At 45.8% G+C, this 18,964-nt stretch carries 19 protein-coding genes and 1 tRNA gene; 5 read left to right on the top strand and 15 right to left on the bottom strand.

Annotated features, from left to right (window positions below; all coding sequences use genetic code 11):
• Positions 1 to 11: 11 nt before the first annotated feature.
• Entirely contained in the window at positions 12 to 980 is a 969-nt protein-coding gene (locus ADJ24_RS09325) for a hypothetical protein (RefSeq protein WP_048702310.1), read from the top strand.
• A gap of 569 nt (positions 981 to 1,549) precedes the next feature.
• On the opposite strand, the gene ADJ24_RS09320 is transcribed toward ADJ24_RS09325, so the two are convergent.
• Entirely contained in the window at positions 1,550 to 2,104 is a 555-nt protein-coding gene (locus ADJ24_RS09320; RefSeq protein ID WP_023309079.1) for a hypothetical protein, read from the bottom strand.
• Between the two features lie 621 nt (positions 2,105 to 2,725).
• Here ADJ24_RS09320 and ADJ24_RS09315 point away from each other — a divergent pair.
• Together ADJ24_RS09315 and fabV are read left to right on the top strand one after the other, a co-directional pair.
• The gene (locus ADJ24_RS09315; protein ID WP_023309080.1) at positions 2,726 to 3,907 is read left to right on the top strand and encodes a tyrosine-type recombinase/integrase; all 1,182 of its coding nucleotides are present in this window, start codon (positions 2,726 to 2,728) and stop codon (positions 3,905 to 3,907) included.
• Between the two features lie 135 nt (positions 3,908 to 4,042).
• Entirely contained in the window at positions 4,043 to 5,239 is a 1,197-nt protein-coding gene (fabV, locus tag ADJ24_RS09310) for an enoyl-ACP reductase FabV (RefSeq protein ID WP_023309081.1), read from the top strand.
• Positions 5,240 to 5,260: 21 nt separating this feature from the next.
• Here the strand turns inward: fabV and ADJ24_RS09305 are convergent, their stop codons facing one another.
• The 11 genes from ADJ24_RS09305 to ADJ24_RS25345 all read right to left on the bottom strand — a co-directional run bounded on the left by ADJ24_RS09305 (position 5,261) and on the right by ADJ24_RS25345 (position 12,661).
• Complete coding sequence (locus ADJ24_RS09305; RefSeq protein WP_038417074.1) at positions 5,261 to 5,938, bottom strand: phage baseplate protein; 678 nt, start codon at positions 5,936 to 5,938, stop codon at positions 5,261 to 5,263.
• 23 nt (positions 5,939 to 5,961) lie between these two features.
• Positions 5,962 to 7,827 (bottom strand): hypothetical protein, encoded by a 1,866-nt coding sequence (locus tag ADJ24_RS09300; RefSeq protein WP_038416655.1) that lies wholly within the window; start codon positions 7,825 to 7,827, stop codon positions 5,962 to 5,964.
• On the bottom strand, positions 7,827 to 8,021 hold the full coding sequence (locus ADJ24_RS09295; RefSeq protein ID WP_038416657.1) for a hypothetical protein: 195 nt from the start codon (positions 8,019 to 8,021) through the stop codon (positions 7,827 to 7,829). Before ADJ24_RS09295 ends, ADJ24_RS09300 begins: the two co-directional genes overlap by 1 nt.
• 136 nt (positions 8,022 to 8,157) lie before the next feature.
• Positions 8,158 to 9,195 (bottom strand): major capsid protein, encoded by a 1,038-nt coding sequence (locus ADJ24_RS09290; protein ID WP_045340091.1) that lies wholly within the window; start codon positions 9,193 to 9,195, stop codon positions 8,158 to 8,160.
• 18 nt (positions 9,196 to 9,213) lie between these two features.
• The gene (locus ADJ24_RS09285; RefSeq protein ID WP_038416659.1) at positions 9,214 to 9,591 is read right to left on the bottom strand and encodes a hypothetical protein; all 378 of its coding nucleotides are present in this window, start codon (positions 9,589 to 9,591) and stop codon (positions 9,214 to 9,216) included.
• Positions 9,592 to 9,594: 3 nt separating this feature from the next.
• Entirely contained in the window at positions 9,595 to 9,819 is a 225-nt protein-coding gene (locus tag ADJ24_RS09280) for a hypothetical protein (protein WP_130951944.1), read from the bottom strand.
• 654 nt (positions 9,820 to 10,473) lie between these two features.
• Positions 10,474 to 10,791, bottom strand: coding sequence for a hypothetical protein (locus ADJ24_RS09275; RefSeq protein ID WP_038417269.1), 318 nt, complete (start codon positions 10,789 to 10,791; stop codon positions 10,474 to 10,476).
• Complete coding sequence (locus tag ADJ24_RS09270) at positions 10,784 to 11,008, bottom strand: hypothetical protein (RefSeq protein WP_038416663.1); 225 nt, start codon at positions 11,006 to 11,008, stop codon at positions 10,784 to 10,786. The genes ADJ24_RS09275 and ADJ24_RS09270 overlap by 8 nt, the downstream gene beginning before the upstream one ends.
• Positions 11,008 to 11,388 carry a hypothetical protein gene (locus ADJ24_RS09265; RefSeq protein WP_038416665.1) on the bottom strand — a complete coding sequence of 127 codons (381 nt, stop codon included), beginning with the start codon at positions 11,386 to 11,388 and terminating at the stop codon, positions 11,008 to 11,010. The genes ADJ24_RS09270 and ADJ24_RS09265 overlap by 1 nt, the downstream gene beginning before the upstream one ends.
• A 304-nt stretch (positions 11,389 to 11,692) precedes the next feature.
• Positions 11,693 to 12,391, bottom strand: a complete 699-nt coding sequence (locus ADJ24_RS09255; RefSeq protein ID WP_038416669.1) for a MarR family transcriptional regulator — start codon at positions 12,389 to 12,391, stop codon at positions 11,693 to 11,695.
• Between the two features lie 102 nt (positions 12,392 to 12,493).
• Complete coding sequence (locus ADJ24_RS25345) at positions 12,494 to 12,661, bottom strand: hypothetical protein (RefSeq protein WP_022649293.1); 168 nt, start codon at positions 12,659 to 12,661, stop codon at positions 12,494 to 12,496.
• Positions 12,662 to 14,724: 2,063 nt separating this feature from the next.
• Between ADJ24_RS25345 and ADJ24_RS09245 the strand changes: the two genes are divergently transcribed.
• Positions 14,725 to 15,303, top strand: coding sequence for a tyrosine-type recombinase/integrase (locus tag ADJ24_RS09245; protein WP_023309090.1), 579 nt, complete (start codon positions 14,725 to 14,727; stop codon positions 15,301 to 15,303).
• A 46-nt stretch (positions 15,304 to 15,349) separates the two neighbouring features.
• Here the strand turns inward: ADJ24_RS09245 and ADJ24_RS09240 are convergent, their stop codons facing one another.
• From ADJ24_RS09240 to actS, 3 genes are all read right to left on the bottom strand, one after another.
• The gene (locus ADJ24_RS09240; protein WP_023309091.1) at positions 15,350 to 16,732 is read right to left on the bottom strand and encodes an HNH endonuclease signature motif containing protein; all 1,383 of its coding nucleotides are present in this window, start codon (positions 16,730 to 16,732) and stop codon (positions 15,350 to 15,352) included.
• Between the two features lie 608 nt (positions 16,733 to 17,340).
• Positions 17,341 to 17,414: transfer RNA gene (locus tag ADJ24_RS09235), tRNA-Gly, on the bottom strand.
• An 80-nt stretch (positions 17,415 to 17,494) separates the two neighbouring features.
• Positions 17,495 to 18,238 (bottom strand): amidase activator ActS, encoded by a 744-nt coding sequence (actS, locus tag ADJ24_RS09230; RefSeq protein WP_023309092.1) that lies wholly within the window; start codon positions 18,236 to 18,238, stop codon positions 17,495 to 17,497.
• Positions 18,239 to 18,401: 163 nt separating this feature from the next.
• On the opposite strand from actS, the gene idi reads away from it, so the two are divergent.
• Positions 18,402 to 18,944 carry an isopentenyl-diphosphate Delta-isomerase gene (gene idi / locus ADJ24_RS09225; RefSeq protein WP_023309093.1) on the top strand — a complete coding sequence of 181 codons (543 nt, stop codon included), beginning with the start codon at positions 18,402 to 18,404 and terminating at the stop codon, positions 18,942 to 18,944.
• The last annotated feature ends 20 nt before the right edge of the window (positions 18,945 to 18,964 follow it).

The following is an 18,964-nucleotide window of genomic DNA, read 5'->3' as shown; positions in this document are numbered from 1 at the left end:
AGGAGTATCATATGAATGACCACTCTTTTTTGATGAGGAAAATATCATTGGAATCATTGGGATACATGGAAGATTATTTCGACGACTCAATGGAAGAATCGCTCCTTTCTCTAGACGATGAAATCAGGAACATGCGCTTAAGCGTGCAACATGCCTTCACCGACGATGATATGGAACTCGGGAACTTAAGCCGTACTCTTGACGATGAAATCCGGAGCTTGCAGCTTAGTCTGAAGAACTCATTCCCTGACGATGATGGACATCTCGGAGAGCTAAGCCGAACTCTTGACGATGAAATCCGGAGCTTGCAGCTTAGCCTGAAGCACTCATTTCCTGACGATGATGGACATCTCGGAGAGCTAAGCCGCTCTTTCGATGATGAGCTTCGGAGCTTGCAGCTTAGTCTGAAGCACACCTTCTTTGATGAAGATCTGGGGGAGATGAGCCGCTCTCTTGACGATGAAATCCGGAGCTTGCAGCTTAATCTGAAGCATTCATTCTCTGACGATGATATTAGCCGTTCTCTTGACAATGAAATCCGGAGCTTGCAGCTTAGCCTGAAGCACTCCTTCATTGATGATGATCTACAGCTTACTGAGCTGAGCCGCTCTCTTGACGATGAAATCCGGAGCTTACAGCTTAGTCTGCAGCACTCCTTCATTGATGATGTACAGCTCACGGAGCTGAGCCGCTCTCTTGATGATGAAATCCGGAGCTTGCACTTCAGTCTGCAGCACCCTTTCATTGATGTTGATTTACAACTTGCGGAGCTGAAGCGCTCTCTCGATGATGAAATCAGAGGTTTACACCTCGTATTCACTGATGACGATGACGTACAGAGCCGCTACCTTCATGATGATTCTAGGATTATGTATAAGGCTCTTAATAATCGCTTATTTGATGATGATATTCAGTTAAAGGAGATAAGCCAATCTTTGGATAAAGATTTAAGAGTAATCAGTCATTACAAAAAAAAATAAGTAATGGAGGGGAGTGTTACAAATGCGAATAGTTATATTCCCCTCGACGAACCGCAGGGGAATGAGTGCATGTGGGATTAATAACGAATTTTAAAATGATATGATGAAATTACCGTTGCAAACTTTATCAGGGTTACGTTCGAGTATTCTAAAAAGCAAATGATACTTTAATAAAACATTCGCACCAGAATTTTAAGAGAGAGCTTGAACCACAAACAAATAATATTAAAGATGAAAATATTGCTTTCCTGTCGAATCGTAAAAACCATTGGGCACAGGATGAAGGCGAATTGGAAGATTCCTGAAATTCTCGAAATTATGATGAAGCAAGCAGTAATTACAAACTAGCAGTATAGTATTATCCAAAACATGAGCATTCGCATAAACCTCGAAAAGATATTCCATTCATTTTAAATTGATCTCATGCACAAGCGATGAACTAAAAGCGGTAATTCATGAAAAATGTCCGCAGGCTGACCAAGACTCAGGTTACGTTCAGTGATACCCTGAAGAATTTTGAGGCGGTTGATTTCTTTCGCGGTGAACATCCCGGCTCCATATATATTGGTTTATTTCTGCGATCTTTTGGAGTGCATTATGTTTCTAGCCTCCCAATAGTCACTTAATTTGAATCGTGTGTGATGTATCAAAGTAAGAATATCGTTCAGGGAATCAATGCTAAACTGAATATATTCTTGGTTAATTCCTTCCTTGGTAATTTTAACACCCAGATAAGTATATCCTTCAAGGTCCGTATTATTCCAATCTGCATGTACAGTCAGATTCCGTAACCGACCACATTCCCTTAGATCTCTGATCAACGAGTCATACTCACTATAAGTTTCTTGTAAAGCGAGATGCAAAAGGTCAGAGTACCTTTTGAAAAGGTCTATCTTCGCTGAGTAGTTCATACTGCCTATAACAATAATACCTAATTGATCAGAGCGGTCACTGAAACTTTCGTAGATTATGCTATCCAGGTCCTTTTCCAATGTATTGAAATACATCACAATCTGACCAATCAAAGGGAAAGCGGCTTCTAGATATGCCTCCTCCAAATCCCCATTTAACTCTTCTATGTCGTGCATTAAGAATTGCTCAAAGGGCTTTCGCTTAATTTTCATATACTCATTCCATAGTCGCTTTTGTCTGATAACACCATCTTTCAGGCAATGATACCCATTTAGCGCCGTGTTGGGCATACCAACATCAAGCGCCGAAGGCGTATCATCATTTTCTTGTCAGTTAACCGTTCTCTTATCGAGTACCGATCATTTATGGCTCGGTGAACACCACGGCAGAGCCAGCCCCTTTCCCGGACTGGTTAGGCTTCCCAACATTCGCTCGTTTATCCGTGGCGTGTCATCACGACAGGCTGTTACGGGACACCGCGCTAAGTGTGGAACGGTTAAAAGTTTCAGGAATGGTTTACAGCCGTAGTGAAAGGCTTTGTTTTCTTGTTGGACTATCGCGGTAAGTCACTGGAACGACCGCCAGCGTTTTGATAAGCTTCCTGATCACTACTCACCAAATCGCGGTAGTTACCAAGGTAGAACGTCGAGAGGGTTCTCAACAGCGCTTACAGAGCGACTCCCTCTAAGCACCGGAAACATAACGATTTTTTAGCTGATTTTGAGCGTAAAAAATCGCTGGAGCGGGCGAAGGGAATCGAACAGACCCCCCCAAGAACCGCGAAAGATCTCAACATTGGTAGTTGATAGCGGAGATTGTAGAGGATCATTCTCATGTCTATCAAGGGTCAATCTTATCTATATCCAACTGCGGAAGGGGTCTGGATGTTTCAGATCTTCATTCCGGCGTACATGCGCCACATCTTCGGCGGGAAACGTCTATACCGGAAATCAACGGGAACTAAAGATCTTGCCGCCGCTAAACACTTCCGTAATCACATGCTCATCGAGTGGAAGACACTCAAGGAACAGTATTCCCCAAACACGGAGGAACGGCGCATTCAAAACGCCATAGCCGGATTACATAAGCAAACCACGCTACGCGCCCCACTCCAGACCGTGCCAACATTAACCGCCATACGTGATCAATACGCTGACAGATACAGTGATAAGCGCTCATTCTCGACGCTGGCTAAATCTGCTCGCGCCGTAGAGGTATTTCTCACTTCGCTTGACCGTGCAGACATTCAGGTCACGGAGATCAGACGGTCACAAGTGGCGATGTTTATCAATCAGCAGGACAAGAAAGCCCCCCAAACCGTGCAGAACTGGCTGACGTGCCTGGGAAGTCTGTACGAGTATGCACGGAGAGGTTACGACGACATAGCACCAGATAACCCGTTTCACGGTCACAACCTCGAAGCACGAGCCAGCATTGTAAGCTATGAACCATTTGAAGCTCATCATATGCAAAAGCTACTGGATGCAGCAGAGCCGGAGATCAGGAATATCATAATCATGGGGCTTTTTTCAGGATGCCGCCTTGATGAACTGGCAAGCCTTAAGAAATCAGAGATTCAAACGATGGAAGGTGTACGCTGTTTCTACATCTCGAAGTCAAAGACCAAGGCGGGGGTACGGTACGTCCCTATTCATTCCAGGCTATCTGCGATTGTCGATGAATACCTGAGCCATAGTTACGGCGAGTACCTGTTCCCACAGGCTAACAAGATTAACCGTGCTGACGGTAAGAAAGGCCCGTTCTACTCCCAAGCGTTCACCAGGTTACGCCGCCGAGTATTGCCTACCGCTACAGATCGTCAATGCTTCCACAGCTTGCGCGGGATGTTCATCACCTGCTTAGACCGTGCAGGGGTTAGCGAAACAAGGATCGGGGCCATCACCGGACACACTGAACAGAAAGCGAAAACCGAAGCATTCCGTACCTATTCAAAGGGGGCGAGCATGGAAGAGTTAGCAGGGTATGTCGAATTGGTGGACTACCCTGAAATCTAATTATAGTAACGTTTCAACAAGACCATTATCCTTCCCAGAGTTAGTTAATGAAAGTGTATTATTCATTACAACTTTTCATAAAAAAGTTATCATTATTGTATGCTAAAGAAATTTTGAAAATGGATTAAAATCAACATGATAATTAAACCTAAGATTCGTGGATTCATTTGTACCACCACACATCCGGTTGGTTGCCAAGTCAACGTAAACAAACAAATCGAGTACATCCGCAAAAACGGAAAACTCACTGATGGCCCTGCGCGCGTGCTGGTGATCGGTGCTTCCACTGGTTATGGGCTTGCTTCCAGAATTTCTGTAGCATTTGGCGGCGGTGCTTCCACTGTCGGTGTTTTCTTTGAAAAACCGGGGACGGATGCCAAGCCAGGCTCAGCGGGCTGGTATAACTCTGCGGCTTTTGATGAAGCAGCGAAACGTGAAGGTCTTTACTCGAAAAGCATCAACGGCGACGCGTTCTCCGATGAGTGCCGCGACGAAGTTATCAGCCTCATCAAAGAAGATCTGGGTCAGATTGATTTAGTGGTTTATTCGCTTGCATCTCCGGTAAGAAAGATGCCAAAAACAGGCGAAATTGTTCGCTCTGCGCTGAAGCCAATCGGTGAGGTTTATACCTCTAAAGCCATTGATACCAACAAAGATCAGATCATTACTGCCAGTATCGAACCGGCAACCGAAGAAGAAGTGCGTAACACTGTTACCGTGATGGGTGGCGAGGACTGGGAACTGTGGATTGATGCGCTTAATAACGCTGGCGTTCTGGCTGATGGCGTGAAGACCGTTGCTTACTCCTACATCGGCACGGATTTGACCTGGCCTATTTACTGGCACGGTGCGCTCGGTAAGGCGAAGGAAGACCTGGATCGGGTGGCAAAAGAGTTACGCAACAAGCTGGCTCCTCTCAACGGTGCTGCAAACGTCGCGGTGTTAAAGTCTGTTGTCACCCAAGCGTCTTCAGCTATTCCAGTCATGCCGCTTTATATTTCTATCGTGTTCAAGCTCATGAAAGATCGTGGGATACACGAAGGCTGCATCGAGCAAATTAATCGTCTGATGACTACCAGCCTGTATGGGGGTAATGCCAAACTTGATGACGAGCAGCGAATCCGCATGGACGATCTGGAACTGCGTGAAGATGTGCAGCAGGCGTGCCGCGAAATCTGGCCGACCATTACCGATGAAAATCTGGAGCAGTTAACAGATTACATTGCTTATAAAGAAGAGTTCCTGAAGTTGTTTGGGTTCGGATTCGAAGAAGTTAACTACGAAGCCGATACCGATACAAACATAGATTTTGATGTGAAAACATTAATCTAATAAAAGGGGGCGCAAGCCCCCTTATTTTTTATTAAACTCCGTAGTCACCGTATCACCTTCGGTTTTCTTAGGTGCATTGTTCACCACCTTCTGTTTCACCGTACCGCCTACAGATTTATTTCCCTGCGTTTTAGTTGCAATCACATTAACCGTAGCTTTGCTGACAAGGCGAATTTGCTCGAATTCAAGATCGAATTGCATAGCAAATTCAGATTTATAATCGTAGGAGATGCCGGAGAGAATAACATTCTCGTACACTTTATGTTCTGTCACTAATGTGATGGGCTGACGACTGTCAAATATTTGATCGAGATAGGTGATAGCTTGTGATATTCGCGTACCATTAACACCAGCACTGTATAATAAATCTCCCTCAAGTCTGATCGGAGTTTCCGTGATTACTCCAGACATTTTGAATGTATTATTCTTAATCTGAACGTGGTCGCTCACCTCTGCCCCGCTCTCAACGGGATAGCTCGTAATATCAGCCTGTCTACGTACTCCCGTATCTGTCACAGCATCAAAAACTATCGCCTGATAGTTACGAATATAGTTATCAGAGGCTGGGTTATATACCGATGCAAGAATGGTGAATCCGTTTTCACCTTTGGTACGGGTAGCGCTGCTGTTATTACTGTTCTGAGTTGAATTGATTCGGGAGGAATCGCCCCCGATTGTTAAACTTCCTGGTGTTGCCATTTTATTCCTTACGAAGAGGGGCATTAGCCCCCCGCCCCTTGTCCAGATGAAACAGCCAGCACAATACGCTGATTATTGTCATTGATACGCTGATCAACGGTAGCATTAAGCATGTTTCCAAACGTTGGATCAGGAGAAATAGTTAGATGGATAAGCCCTTCCGGTAGCTGATTCTGCAACACTACAGGCTGCATGATCGGCGCACTGGCTGGCTTAGCTGGCGCTGCTGCACTCTGTTTCAACATCGAAACAGGAGAGTAATCTCCGTTTGTGCTCTGCGCGTAGCTGCTCACGTCTTTAGCGTCGCTTATCCCGTTCCACCAATCATGGAATGTATCGAACATGTTCGGCTCATGTGTGCCGTCTGATTTAGGCTGGCTGCCTCCGTAAGCGTTAGCCACAGGATTACTTCCTGGCTGTGCAGGTGCTGACGTAGTGCCGTAATGCTGACTAACAGCCTCTTTAGAAGTGTTGTCACCGTTAAGGAGGTTTAGCTTGCCTGTGATCCAGTTGGTTAGCTTCATTAAGCCGTCTACTACATCACCCGCCGCTTTTCCTAAACCTTTAAAGAAGGGTAACGCCTCCTGCATAGCTTCCTTAAACTCTCGCATGGTTTCAGGGTCAATCTCTGACATAAACCCTTCGAAGAATGCCAGCTTCTGGCTATCGGAGAGAATGCTAAGCTCCTGGTTAAACTTACGGTATTGAACAAGCTGATCCTGCTGGGCTTCATCCAGCCACTGACCATTACGCTTGAGCACGTCCACCTGATCAGTGATCGCTTTTCCTTGATTAGAAAATGCCTTGTGATACAAGCCTAAATCGTCTGCAAGGTCTTCCAGGTTATGAAGGATTTGCTCTTGTGAATAGCCTTTGCCCTGCATGGTGTTGGTATAGGCAGAAACGAAGCCAAACGGATTGGATTGGTAGGATTTCAGATCGTCTTTAGTGAATCCCATGTTCAGGGCTGTATTTACTGCGGCGTTCCCGCCTTTCCATTTTCCAGACTTCTTATCAAAGGTGCTGTTGGTGTAGCTGTCTGCCAGCTTTTCGGAAATGTCCTTTCCGTTGTCGAGCAACTTCCGCTGACCTTGCAGCCCCATCCCACTATCGATCCCGTTAGCCGAGGCATACTGTGAAAGTGCCTGGAGGACGTTATAATCCACACCGCCCAATCTGGCACGCTGCACAATCTCGCTGCGCTCTTCCTGTGCGGTAACAGCCTCTTTGCCCCATGAATAAGCGCCATAAGCCGCCGCACCAATACCAGCGCCAGCCAGCGCACCAGTGCCTAAGCCCATCAGAGAGCCAGAGATAGCCCCTGTAGCCTTACCACCGCCAGCAAGAGCGTTAGCCCCTCCCGCTTTTGCCGCTGCCCTACGCTCTGCGTTAATACGTCTGTAGCTCTGCTGGAGGCGTTTGATCTCGCTGTTTTGGCGTTGTAGGCTGATCGTTCCATCAGCATAACTACGGGTAATCCTGCTGGCCTGTAATGCCGCCTGTGTAAGCTCAACATTGGTAAGGTGTTGCATTGATTTAAAGCTGCTGGCTGTATCCAGGAGTTTTAGCTCCGCACGTTCACGCCGCTGTGCGTTTCTCGCGGCCTCTTTCGCTGCCTGAGCCTCTACACGGGCTTGTGCCTTAGCTGCCCTTGCCTTTTCTTGTTCATCGTTGCTACGAGGTTTGGCGGCGTTTTTATTGGCTTTCTCTGTTTCACGCTTCGCCTGTCGCATATTCTCTTTCATGCGCTTGAAGTTCATCTTCGGATCTTGAATCTTCTCGAAGGCTTTCTTTAAGTCAGAAGCAGCCCGTTTAGCCTCTGCAATATCTTCTTTACTAACGACAAAACGAACACTTGTTTTTATTGAAGCGACGTTGATATCAAGCATTATTCACCGCCTTGTTTGTCTAAGAAATAGTGAATAGCTTGCTCAATCGTATCTCCTCGAAAAATACGTTGCCTAACACCTGTATATGAAATATCTAATAGCGCACATAGTTGACTTACTTTAAGTAAATCTGATGCACTATCACCTTGAATATCAATATGAACGCCTTTTGCACTCTTGAGTATTAACTGCATATTATCTTTCCTCATTCTGGAAATAAAAAAGGGGCAAGGGCTGGCGCATTTGCTTTGCGTGTTCCAGTTCCCTACGCCCTTGATTACAAGCTCTTCTGTTATTTTTCAGACGTGAAGAGCTAACGTCTATCGATCGTTATTCTGCGACAGTACCGAAGATGATCGCTTGTGGAATATTCACAATTGCCAGATAACTGCATTCAGTTGCGATCTCTGGGAATCCCCAACGCTGATCTACTACGACATACTGGTGATATAGCTCTGCGCCTTTGCCTTGTGTGGCATGGCGAACACCGACACCAGAGTGAAGAACGTAAGCGTTAGACTGTTCAGACATAACAGGAATGCTCACAAAGCCATCAACCCCGATTTTGTCAGTGATGAGGCTATAGCCTGTCACATCGATCACGGTGACACCGTTTAGTGTCCAGGTTTCGAAAGCAGGGTTTGCACTTTTAGTACGGGTGTAGAAGTTGTCTCCCTGCTCCAGAGGGAGCGTATACACCATGAAGTCTCTCACTGATGGGTGATAGCGTAGCGCTACGGCTGCTTTACCGGAGGCCAGGATCACTACGCCCTGTTTAGCCTGTGCCAGTCCTGAGCCAAGTTTCACATTCTGAATGCGCCCGATCTCGCTTAGTTGCTGGAACACGTTAGCGCTTGCACTGATATCCATCGTGTATGCGGTTTTGCTCCCACCTGCGAGGAAATCTAAATTACCCTGTCCGGCGTATTGTGACTGCACACGAAGCCCTAACAGCGCCTCTACCAGGTCAACCTCTACCGTATTACTCACCTGGGCGTATTGTGCATCGCTGAAATCACTAATAGCGAGGGTGATTTGATCAGCAGTGTCTACTGTTCCACGCGCTTTATACTGCTCAAGATCACGTGAGGTGACGGAGTTAAGGGAGTTAGTATATTTAAGCTGATACAGCACATTGCTGAATTCTGGACGTTCTGCACTGTTCCAATCGCTTTGAGCGTAGGGCATCTTTTCAGGTGCAACAAGATTTTTCACATCTGTGATTTTCTCAAGAGCGATTGTATTGACGTCGTGGTTCTCAATTTTAAATAACCCAAGATTACTTACAATTGCATTCAACTGAGTAGAGAATGTAAACGGGCTGGCAAAATCGTACATGTTGCCAGAAAATAGATCTGAATAAGCCATTCTTATTATTATCCTTGATTAGGTGGTGCGTAGGGCTACGGTGTCGTAGTCAGTGAAAGTAAAGCCAAGAGTTGCTAATTGCGCTTGAGCCAGAGATTTATCCAGACTTCCAAATTCAATGCCAACCAGGGCTAAAATAGTATGTTCTGGAGAAGCTACAATAAACGCCTTATCGCCAGCGCGTGCAGGTTCTACGACAACATACGCAATGTCACCAGGGGCGGCAGCTTTCTTACCTGTAACGTCAACAAGCTCACCAACAATGAGAGAATCGGGAATACCGGATTCCACACGGATCAGCTTATCCTGCATAATTGCATCAGATGCGTAAGCCACTACTTTATATCGGGCGTGGCTGTTATTCCCGTTAAGAGTTTGAAATGTTCCAAATTGCATTGGTTATTTTCCTTTTGCTATTGCTTTTAGTTTTAATCGTTCCTCAAACCCTGATGATGGGTGAGAACCTTCTTTTGATTTGGTGATAGTGGCGGTAGGCCAGAATTTCTCTGTAGCCTCTCGAATCTCTTCGACACTTACACCTAATACATTCGCCGCTTGTTTCATCATCTTTTCAGAGAGAATAAGAGAAGCACCTTTGTGTGTTATTACACGATCATAATTCATAAGGAACATGAGATTTCCTTCGTATTGTTACTGCGTTCATTAATAACGGAAGTGTTACATGCAGATTGTTAAAAAGGGGCAATTAAGCCCCTGGAGAGATGCCCTTGTTAGAAAGCATTGTTTAACGTCATCGTTTGGGAGGATTATGAAGTTAAAGAATGGTTTCTTGAATAAAATGAAGGGCGCAACTGTTACGAATAACAGAAGTAGGATCGCCCGTCATTGCTCCCACTTCAAAACAGAAGCCCTTCTGTCATGGCGAGAAGTGGAAATGGAATCTCAATATCACCACTGGAATAGTAATAAGAGATTGCCAGCCTGAACGTAACTACCGCTGACGGCGTTTATTCAGTCTGACTACATTCATCCTGACGGAATGAATGAGTAAAGAGCGAATGCCCTTTCTGAAAAAGTCGGAGATGCGCGGTGATTGCGATGCAATACCAACACAACGAGATATTACATCCCGCGCATTCCTTCGGAACTAAACAAAGAAGAAATAACCAACACTTTCAGAGGGAGAGAATGCCGCTATGGGAACGGCATTCTCAAGGAGTGCGTATTAACATACGAGGGTGAAGTGATTCGAATACTTACCCTATACTTCATAGTAACATAAAAGTTATGCACATGTCAAGCGATTTCAGTGAATAATTATTCACTTTTACATGATCCAAATTCTTCCGCTATGTCCTGCGCCAACCCGTTTAAATCCTGCATACAGGACACAAGGGACTGAGCCACCTGTGACACTTCGCGTAGTACGTCTTGATCTTCATTCAGGCTGTCTGTACGCTCCACAATGCCTATAATCCCTTCCAGTGCTACCGCTGACAGGTGAAGCATTTTAATAGCGTCAGAGAGGCTCTCAGGGGTTCCCTGTCGGTAGGCTTCCGTAGTCGCATCAAGAAGCGGAATGTGTAGTTGCTCGTGAAATTCCTGTAGCATTAGGTCAATATCGGTTTTAGTCATTTTTCTTTTTTTCCATTGTCATTTTGATTTTATTTGCAGCAGCCAGGAAAGGCGCTGCGAGAGTAAGGATTCTGTTTTCAAGGTCATCAAGTGCCATTATTTTTTCTTCATCTGTCAGAAAAGCATCATTGATGACATTCTCGATTTCATCGTAATACCATTCGCAACATTTAACGTGCTGCGCAAATCTTTTAGTTTGTGTTGTCTGTGTGTGCATTATTCTGTGTTGCTGTCTCCGATGTTAAATAGTTCATCAAAATCCCTGACTCCCGCCACGGTGTTATTCATTGCGTTGAATGTGAGGTAATGACGTAAAGAGGTGAAACCGAGGCACTGCCATTTTTTCAAATTTGAGTCATCCCAGGTGTAAACCTTCCGTTTACGTGGGCGGTAATACGCACCAGGACAGGAAGTGAGGATATCATTCAAAGCAGCCCACTCTTCCACAGAGGGCGGTTGTGAATGCACTTCTTCAACGTGTTCTATTAGTTCACCAGGGATTTCTTCAAGAGACTTTACGTACAGGCGGGAAGGCTTAACTCTGGTGGTGTTCTCTCGCTCAATGCGTGTGAGCGTGTTCCGTTCTTTCTTAGACATTGCACCTCGTCTTAGTGATTCGAGGTGATGAAAGAAACGTTATGGTTAACGTCAAAATCGTAATACCCGCCCCTGCGAGTAATGGTGATCACCTTCGCGTCTTTTAGGAGCGAAAGCCAATATCTGATCCCGCTTTCCGAGTAGCCCAGGGCAGACGCCAGGGTTTTGACGCTGGAACGGAATGTTCCATTCTCACGGTGGAGGCTTGCAAAGTGGTTATAGATTCGTCTGCATACTTCGTTGCATCCGAGTTGAAACTTTGTATCTTCGTTCAGTAAGTACAGGTTGTTCATAATCCTCCTGGTTAAAATGGGATCGTTGATTGTTCAATCTGGGTGTATTCATACGGGTGTGTTTCCTGAAATAGTTGCTCTATTCCCATTGAATGATCTATTCCAAGCCGTTGTAACACCCTTGATGACCAGCAATAAAAGCTCTCGTCCTCTCGTCGTTGTGACAGATTTTCAAACAGGTGTTTCACTGCGTCAGAAGTACGGATTCTTTGAGGCGTTATCGCTGGTGTGTCTTCGTGGGTTACTGCGGTCTTCGCTGTTTCAGGCGCTGGTTGGTGTGGCACTACATCAGAAATTATAACAGGTTGCACCGTCAGTGCTTCTGGTGGGGTAACGTGCGCATCAGTGATCGGAAACGTCCGGTAAACTTTGGAACGATAACCAGGATTTTTCTCTTTCGTGATTAGCCCTGCATCTTGCAGTTTCTTAATGAGTTTGCAGGTTCTCTCCCTGGATAAGTCGATCACCTTTCCAAGCTCTTCCTGACTTTCGTAACAGAAATTCCCTGAATTTTCCCACCCCTGAAAATAGCAATACAACTTTTGCGCCTTGGGGCAAAAGTCCATGTAACCATCCTGGAGGTTGGGAGAATAAATTCTGGGAATGTCTCGGAAATAATGTGGGGTGTTAATTGTACGATCTTTTACTTCACCAGTTTTCTTGTCGGTGTATTGGTAGTCTGCCTTAATCTCGGCGAGGGTTTTTGCCATTGTTCTATGCTCCTATGTATGCTCAGTAAATTACGAATGCTCTTCATTTGGGTTTTCTCCGCTTCTCATTCGTGGGGGGATGTAAATGCTGTTTCGTAGTTGTTACGCGCCAGCTTTCGAATATTTAACCGCCAAGTTTTGGCATTCTTCAAGAAGGAGTGCGCTTACGCTCATTTTTCGGCGCTTTGCTTCTTTGAACAGAATCTGGAATGTGGCATCCGGTATCATTAACGATGTGGACGGCGGTAGTTTGGTTTTCTTCTCGATCATTCTGGTTTCCTCCTGGGTTAGCTGGTCACTGGGGTGAAATTTGGCGTTGCTCGCCATTCGTCAAAGCGTCGGATCGCTTCCTCGAACATTTCCACCCTGTCCGTTTGTTCACTCTTACGCGCTCGGACAAGTGAACTGTAAACAAGTGTTCGTGTTGTTCGGCCTGTAATCAAATCTGCGTAGATTTGGTCAACGTTGAAGTAACGCATGTTGTTTGCTCCTGTTTGGTTTTCTCCAGACGCAAAAAAGCCCCCGCACCAAAAACCTGGTGGAGGCTGCAATTTATGCGTGATGGAATGTTGTTGGATGGGGATTAGATGATAATGATTATCACCATACTTTTAATAGTACACTAAAAGCACACCTGTTGCCAAGCTATTTTTCAATAACTTAGAAAAAGTCAAGTGCATTACGTGCTTTATACAAAAAATGGATGATTGCTGTCAATTGAAATTTGTGGTAGATCTTGCCACCAGAGAAGATAGCCACAAGAAACTCTCAAAACAGCCTGTAACGCTCTCTGCGGCGTTCTGATGTATTGAGGCTACATCTGCATTCCCTCCCCCCTCTCAAAACCGCTTACAGCGCGTCTGAGGCGCTCTATTCGCATCACTGCCGCCCCTGGCACTTATCCCACACCAACACCAAGAATCTGCACTCAGAAGATTGAGCGGTAGCGAGATCGGACAGGTGTAGATGATTGGATATGTTGGCTTAGTGAATCGTAACACGGTGAGCTTTAGCCCCTGACTTACTGAAACCTTGCATGGGTGAACGTTAGTTCATGAATGGATGGTTGAAGTTAGTCAGCTTATCAGATGGACAATCAACGGTAGTTGGTTGGTCAGATGGTAATTCCGCGCACAGCGCAAAGATGAATTACGCCGTGGGCGTAATGTGCATGTGCCTGACTCACGTCAAGGCCAAAGCCTGGCACAATCCCAACTTGTAAAGAGGTGTAGCTTGCGCAGCGCTGTGAGCGGAACGAGGCCAGCCAACGTAGCCCGAAAGGTAGCGGAGTAAGGCTGCTTGCCATGAGTGACGGCGAAGAGCCGCCCGCAAATGATCTTGCGACAAGCGCAAACCATGAGAAATAGTCTTATTTATCTTAGTATTATAATTAAGTAGTCTTATAGTGTGACATAACGTCACAGATAACGTGCCCCAGGTGTGACGCAGCGTCACAGAAGTAGTTTGTAAGTGTGACATAACGTCACAGATAGGACGATTAGTATGTGTGACGCTCCGTCACATAGTCGGGTTTTTCCGTGTGTTCTCATGCAGAGAGTGACAATACGTCACTATACAACGGTAGATCGTCGCCCTGCTCACTCCGAATCGCCATGCAACAACACTAAGAGTAACGAGAGGTTATTTCTATCAAAACAACACGATAATCATAGCTAAACCTATCTTAAATGACAGGAAAAGATTGCCGTTGTTACATGGGTAAAGTTGCCATAGTAACTATCACTCACTTTGCGTAAAGCCGCACGGCGCAAGGCTTACGCGATCATTGTCCACAATGAGCACTTTCCATGTAGGTGCAATTTTGCTTAACGACTTTTTGTTATAAAGTAACAACTTAATTTTTCCATGCCAAACCCCCCCATTGGTTAGCATCCTAATCATTTCTTGATGCAATCAATTCAGATGGGAATCATTATCATCTATCGTGCAATTTCGCCCCGCTTCGATACACATTAGAAAAGTGTATTCTGCAACTAATTGATTTTATTTAATCAGAACACTTTTCCCTCACTTCACCGTGCAAACAGGGGTAACTCCCCGTCATCGAAAATAAATCTCTTGACAGAATCACCGTTTCATGAATCATGTGATTAAATTTATTTTCTTTTATTTTTCAATGCCTTACTGATATTTGCCAAGATCTGCGCCTGGAATTGGGGCGGCCTCGATCACGCCGTTAAGCAACTCAGGCAACCGCGCACACATTTTGATCATTTAGTGCTCTTCTGAAAAAACGTATCGTGCAACATGTTGAAAATGATCAATTTATGATCAATGATGCTTTCAACGAAACGAACATAAGGAGGGTAAAGATGAAAGGCATTAGCCAGGCGCTAAAGAGTGCAGACGAAGTTAAAGCAGTGGCGGCAGAGCTACAACGCAACGCCAGAAGCAACCTGTTCTATTGCTTGTGGGTGTTTATGTATGAATCGGGCTTACGTATCTCTGACGTGCTCAAACTCCGGTACGAAGATGTAGAGGGGCAATCTCACCTCAAGGTGAAGCAGGAGAAAACCGGAAACGTGGTGAGGCCAAAGGTGACAGCCGCGATGCTGTCAGTGATGGCACAACGCAAGGCAGAGCAAGCCGATATGCCAGTGAAGACGGATTTCATTTTTAGCAAGGGCGATATACGTAGCAAAGGCAACGCCGTAACCCGTAACACGGTATTCACTGAATTTGGGAAGATGGGACGTAGAGCAGGATTCTCTAACGTGGGATGCCATACACCACGTAAAAGCCGTGGGCGCGTGATGTTCGATGCTGGAGTGGCTATTGAAACAATCGCCCATTTCCTGGGACAGACAGATCCGCGCTCAACGATGTATTACATCGGGTATGGTCAGGACGTGCAGGACGATTTAACAGAGGAGTTTTCTTTAGAGTGGTGACGGAATGTACTTATTCTAAAATTGACCAAAGGTTGAAAGTAACATATCAACTGGATCTGATCTTCAAAAATAATTTCCATTTACTGCGCAGTTTATTCTCGTCTAACTTCACAGTATGTGCCCCTATTATTTTACCCTCAAACATATGGGCATATATACATTCAACATTAAAATGTATGGTTAGGGTATCTGGATTTATACCAAGTTGGCCGTTATCGAACATTCGATGACAATCCGAGGTAAGTAGGATGCCGTTACTGGTATCCATATTGTGCGAAGAACAATAATCCTCTAAATGACAGGCTTGAAGCAAAGATTGAATTGATTGTCCAGTTACTGCACACCTACCTTTGAAGTTGGTCTCAACTCTCCTTCGGAAACTTTGTTGGTCACTAATTCTTCTTAACTGCAGTGTACGCTGAACATTACTCGAAATTAATTTAAGATCCACTGATTCAGGATAGGAACTAATTTTCTCTTGTTCCTTTCTTACTGCGCCAGAATCTTTTTTACTTAGAGAAATCTTATAACCTACTGTGATAAGGTCATACAAAACCCTTTCAGATTGCCCTTGTTTCTTGGCAATTTCACGCGCATCTGTTTCATTCTTACTTCTTAACGAAATTAAGTAAGCGAGCGAATTAAAATATGAAAACTTACCTGGCTCAACTTTACTGTCATAATATTTTGAAGATAGTTCACGACTTTTTGCGATCTTGTACGCTTGCGTGACAGGAATAGTCCTTATCAACTGGCTATACAGTTCGCTATTAAAATAAAATTCAGGCACTTCAATTTTGGTTGTTGAATTGGTATCTAATTTTGTGATCACCTTTGCAGGTGATGTCTTCTTCGTATCAGTTCTTTCTTCTTGAATAATTTTAGTATGCGTAACGCGAGAAATTAAAGCCATTCTCTCCAGCTCAGCCTGAGCTTCTTTGGCTATTAACTCTTTACGCAATCTTTCACGCTCCAAAGTCTTCTCATTCAATGGCAGGAAACTACGATTTTCATGGCTAATGGTAAACTGATTCGGCGGGATAGTTTTCTTGAAAGATCTAACCTGAATAGATTTTCTATAATTTTCGCGTGCAACTCTCCTCTCCTGCTTAAATATTGAGCGAGGTTCCTTTAGACTTTGTCCAGGCGTATCCTTAGTTCTATTCCTGATCTCATAATTTAATGATTTAATGATTTCCGAAATTTCTTTCTTCTTCTCGTTAGATGTTACCGGATCGTTTATTTTTTCAGAGTATTCATTTTTTACCCTGATCAATTCAGGTAGAGACATTTCTTGAGCATGAAGTTTTCTTTTGGTTTGTTTTTGCTGTTCTCCAGCACTTGATGCAACAAGTTTGGTGATAGCGCTTTCAGGCTCGCTATTTTTCGCAGCATTCAACAAAGCATCAGCAAGAATACTATTCTTCATCAGCAGTTACCCTTCCTTGAAATCTAACATACAAATCTCTACCAGAGCTTCGCCCATCACGCATCTACACCACCCCTATCGGATTAATCTTAGATTAACCAAGGTGCATACAACGCGCAACTAACAGATTTTGGACAATAGAAGCCATAAAGCCCCGTTAGTGGTACAAGCAACAAGCGGAGCGTAGCGACTTCATCAGATTGTCAGAGGGATCACACCTTATCAGGGTGCTCGTGTACCGTCAGGAGCGTGAGCGAAGCGCTGGCAGAGCCTGCATATCGTGTGCAGGTACGTTTACCACTATACACCTGTTTACGCAGCCACAAGGCCGCACATCGGGCTTAAAATGCGTGTGATCGGTCTGGTGCAAGAGACAATGCCCGGATCAGGCTTTTCCTTCACGTTGTGCTATCGCGGTGTGAGGGCTACAACTGCCGCCGCCGAATAGTTATACTCTTACTTCCATAGTAACTATCCGTGACAACTAACAGTGTACCTTGTGTTGGTAAATCGTCGTTCAATGGTAGAACGAACACGACAACTTATGTTAAGTAAGTTGTTGAAAGCAAAACGAGTTTTATCGAAGTTTTGCCACAAGGGGAGAGATCTGGAGCGGGCGAAGGGAATCGAACCCTCGTATAGAGCTTGGGAAGCTCTCGTTCTACCATTGAACTACGCCCGCTTTGAGGTGCGTAAAGCATTATAGACCTTACGCACCTTCATACAAGCCTCTTCACAACTAACCGGCGATTAAATAATCACTTAGCACTTCGGTTTGCTGCCGGGCGCAGGAAGATAGCGCTGCGGATCGATGGCCGTCGCCTTATAGCGAATCTGGAAATGCAGCTTCACCGCGTCCGTACCGGTGCTGCCCATGGTGGCAATCTTCTGCCCGGCTTTGACGTTTTGCCCGTTGTTGACCAGCATCGTGTCGTTGTGCGCATAGGCCGTGATGTAGTCTTCTCCATGCTTAATCATGATCAGGTTACCGTAGCCGCGCAGCTGGTTGCCGACGTAAACCACCTTCCCGGCGCCGGAGGCATAAACCGGCGTACCGCGTGCAGCCGCGATATCAATACCCTTATTGCCACCTTCAGAGAGCGAGTAAGGGGCGACCACTTTACCGCTGGCAGGCCAGATCCAGCAGCGCTGACCGACCGGCGGCCAGGATGATTGCGGCACCTGATAGGACGGCGTCACTTTGGCGGCTTTGCCTTTCGAAGAGGATTTTTTACCCGATGACGATCCGCCGCTAACCTTCAGCTTCTGCCCCACCTCGATGGTGTAGGGTGGTGAGAGATTATTCAGACGCGCCAGATCCTTCACGCTGGTCCCCGTTGCGCGCGAAATCCGGTACAGCGTATCCCCGCGCTTAACGGTATAGACCGAACCGGAATAGCTGCCCATATCCGAAGATTTGCTCCCTGAACAGCCCGCCAGCAATAGCGTCAGCGTCAGGCAAAAAATGGCGGTGATGGGGTTTCTCGTCAGGCTTCCTGCAAACAAAACAGATCCTCGGTCAGCGTGAATGGCGCACTATGATAACAGCCAAAACGAATATGGGTCATGCCCTTTTCCGCTCTACGCGCCAAACCGTTCGTATAAGAATGCAGTATAATGATCCGGCTGATGGTGCTGAACCACTCGGCATTTTGGCACTGGAGCATGAATGAGTATTCAAGAACACGTTATTTTGGTAAACGACCAGGGAATGGTGATTGGCACTCAGGAAAAATATGCCGCGCACACCTTACATACCCCGCTGCATCTGGCGTTCTCCTCCTGGCTTTTTAACGCAAACGGCGAATGTCTGATCACCCGGCGCGCCTTAAGCAAAAAAGCCTGGCCCGGCGTCTGGACCAACTCCGTCTGCGGCCACCCGCAGTCCGGCGAAGAGACGATACAGGCGATAATTCGCCGCTGCCGCTTTGAAGTAGGCGCTGAGCTAACCGATATCACCGCCGTCGCCCCTGAATTTCGCTATCGGGAAACCGACCCGTCCGGGATCGTGGAAAACGAAATTTGCCCGGTATTCGCCGCCCGCATCACCAATGACGTGACGATAAACGAAGATGAAGTGATGGACTATCAGTGGGTTGAACTGGACGCGCTATTCCGGGCGCTGGACGCGACGCCCTGGGCGTTTAGCCCGTGGATGGTCATGGAAGCGACGACCGCCCGCGAAAAACTCAAAGCCTTCGCGGCGCAATAAAAAAGCCCCTTTCGGGGCTT

Source organism: Enterobacter sp. 940_PEND, from assembly GCF_001059415.1.
Lineage (GTDB): Bacteria > Pseudomonadota > Gammaproteobacteria > Enterobacterales > Enterobacteriaceae > Enterobacter > Enterobacter cloacae_M.
The sequence above is the reverse complement of the archived record's forward strand: the minus strand, read 5'-3'. Positions and strand labels throughout refer to the sequence as shown.

What these genes read in the sequence shown, in the direction of transcription:
- ADJ24_RS09325 (WP_048702310.1), top strand. Translation starts at nt 12, where the DNA reads ATGAATGACCACTCTTTTTTGATGAGGAAAATATCATTGGAATCATTG.
- ADJ24_RS09320 (WP_023309079.1), bottom strand. Translation starts at nt 2,104, where the DNA reads ATGAAAATTAAGCGAAAGCCCTTTGAGCAATTCTTAATGCACGACATA.
- ADJ24_RS09315 (WP_023309080.1), top strand. Translation starts at nt 2,726, where the DNA reads ATGTCTATCAAGGGTCAATCTTATCTATATCCAACTGCGGAAGGGGTC.
- fabV (WP_023309081.1), top strand. Translation starts at nt 4,043, where the DNA reads ATGATAATTAAACCTAAGATTCGTGGATTCATTTGTACCACCACACAT.
- ADJ24_RS09305 (WP_038417074.1), bottom strand. Translation starts at nt 5,938, where the DNA reads ATGGCAACACCAGGAAGTTTAACAATCGGGGGCGATTCCTCCCGAATC.
- ADJ24_RS09300 (WP_038416655.1), bottom strand. Translation starts at nt 7,827, where the DNA reads ATGCTTGATATCAACGTCGCTTCAATAAAAACAAGTGTTCGTTTTGTC.
- ADJ24_RS09295 (WP_038416657.1), bottom strand. Translation starts at nt 8,021, where the DNA reads ATGCAGTTAATACTCAAGAGTGCAAAAGGCGTTCATATTGATATTCAA.
- ADJ24_RS09290 (WP_045340091.1), bottom strand. Translation starts at nt 9,195, where the DNA reads ATGGCTTATTCAGATCTATTTTCTGGCAACATGTACGATTTTGCCAGC.
- ADJ24_RS09285 (WP_038416659.1), bottom strand. Translation starts at nt 9,591, where the DNA reads ATGCAATTTGGAACATTTCAAACTCTTAACGGGAATAACAGCCACGCC.
- ADJ24_RS09280 (WP_130951944.1), bottom strand. Translation starts at nt 9,819, where the DNA reads ATGAATTATGATCGTGTAATAACACACAAAGGTGCTTCTCTTATTCTC.
- ADJ24_RS09275 (WP_038417269.1), bottom strand. Translation starts at nt 10,791, where the DNA reads ATGACTAAAACCGATATTGACCTAATGCTACAGGAATTTCACGAGCAA.
- ADJ24_RS09270 (WP_038416663.1), bottom strand. Translation starts at nt 11,008, where the DNA reads ATGCACACACAGACAACACAAACTAAAAGATTTGCGCAGCACGTTAAA.
- ADJ24_RS09265 (WP_038416665.1), bottom strand. Translation starts at nt 11,388, where the DNA reads ATGTCTAAGAAAGAACGGAACACGCTCACACGCATTGAGCGAGAGAAC.
- ADJ24_RS09255 (WP_038416669.1), bottom strand. Translation starts at nt 12,391, where the DNA reads ATGGCAAAAACCCTCGCCGAGATTAAGGCAGACTACCAATACACCGAC.
- ADJ24_RS25345 (WP_022649293.1), bottom strand. Translation starts at nt 12,661, where the DNA reads ATGATCGAGAAGAAAACCAAACTACCGCCGTCCACATCGTTAATGATA.
- ADJ24_RS09245 (WP_023309090.1), top strand. Translation starts at nt 14,725, where the DNA reads ATGAAAGGCATTAGCCAGGCGCTAAAGAGTGCAGACGAAGTTAAAGCA.
- ADJ24_RS09240 (WP_023309091.1), bottom strand. Translation starts at nt 16,732, where the DNA reads ATGAAGAATAGTATTCTTGCTGATGCTTTGTTGAATGCTGCGAAAAAT.
- idi (WP_023309093.1), top strand. Translation starts at nt 18,402, where the DNA reads ATGAGTATTCAAGAACACGTTATTTTGGTAAACGACCAGGGAATGGTG.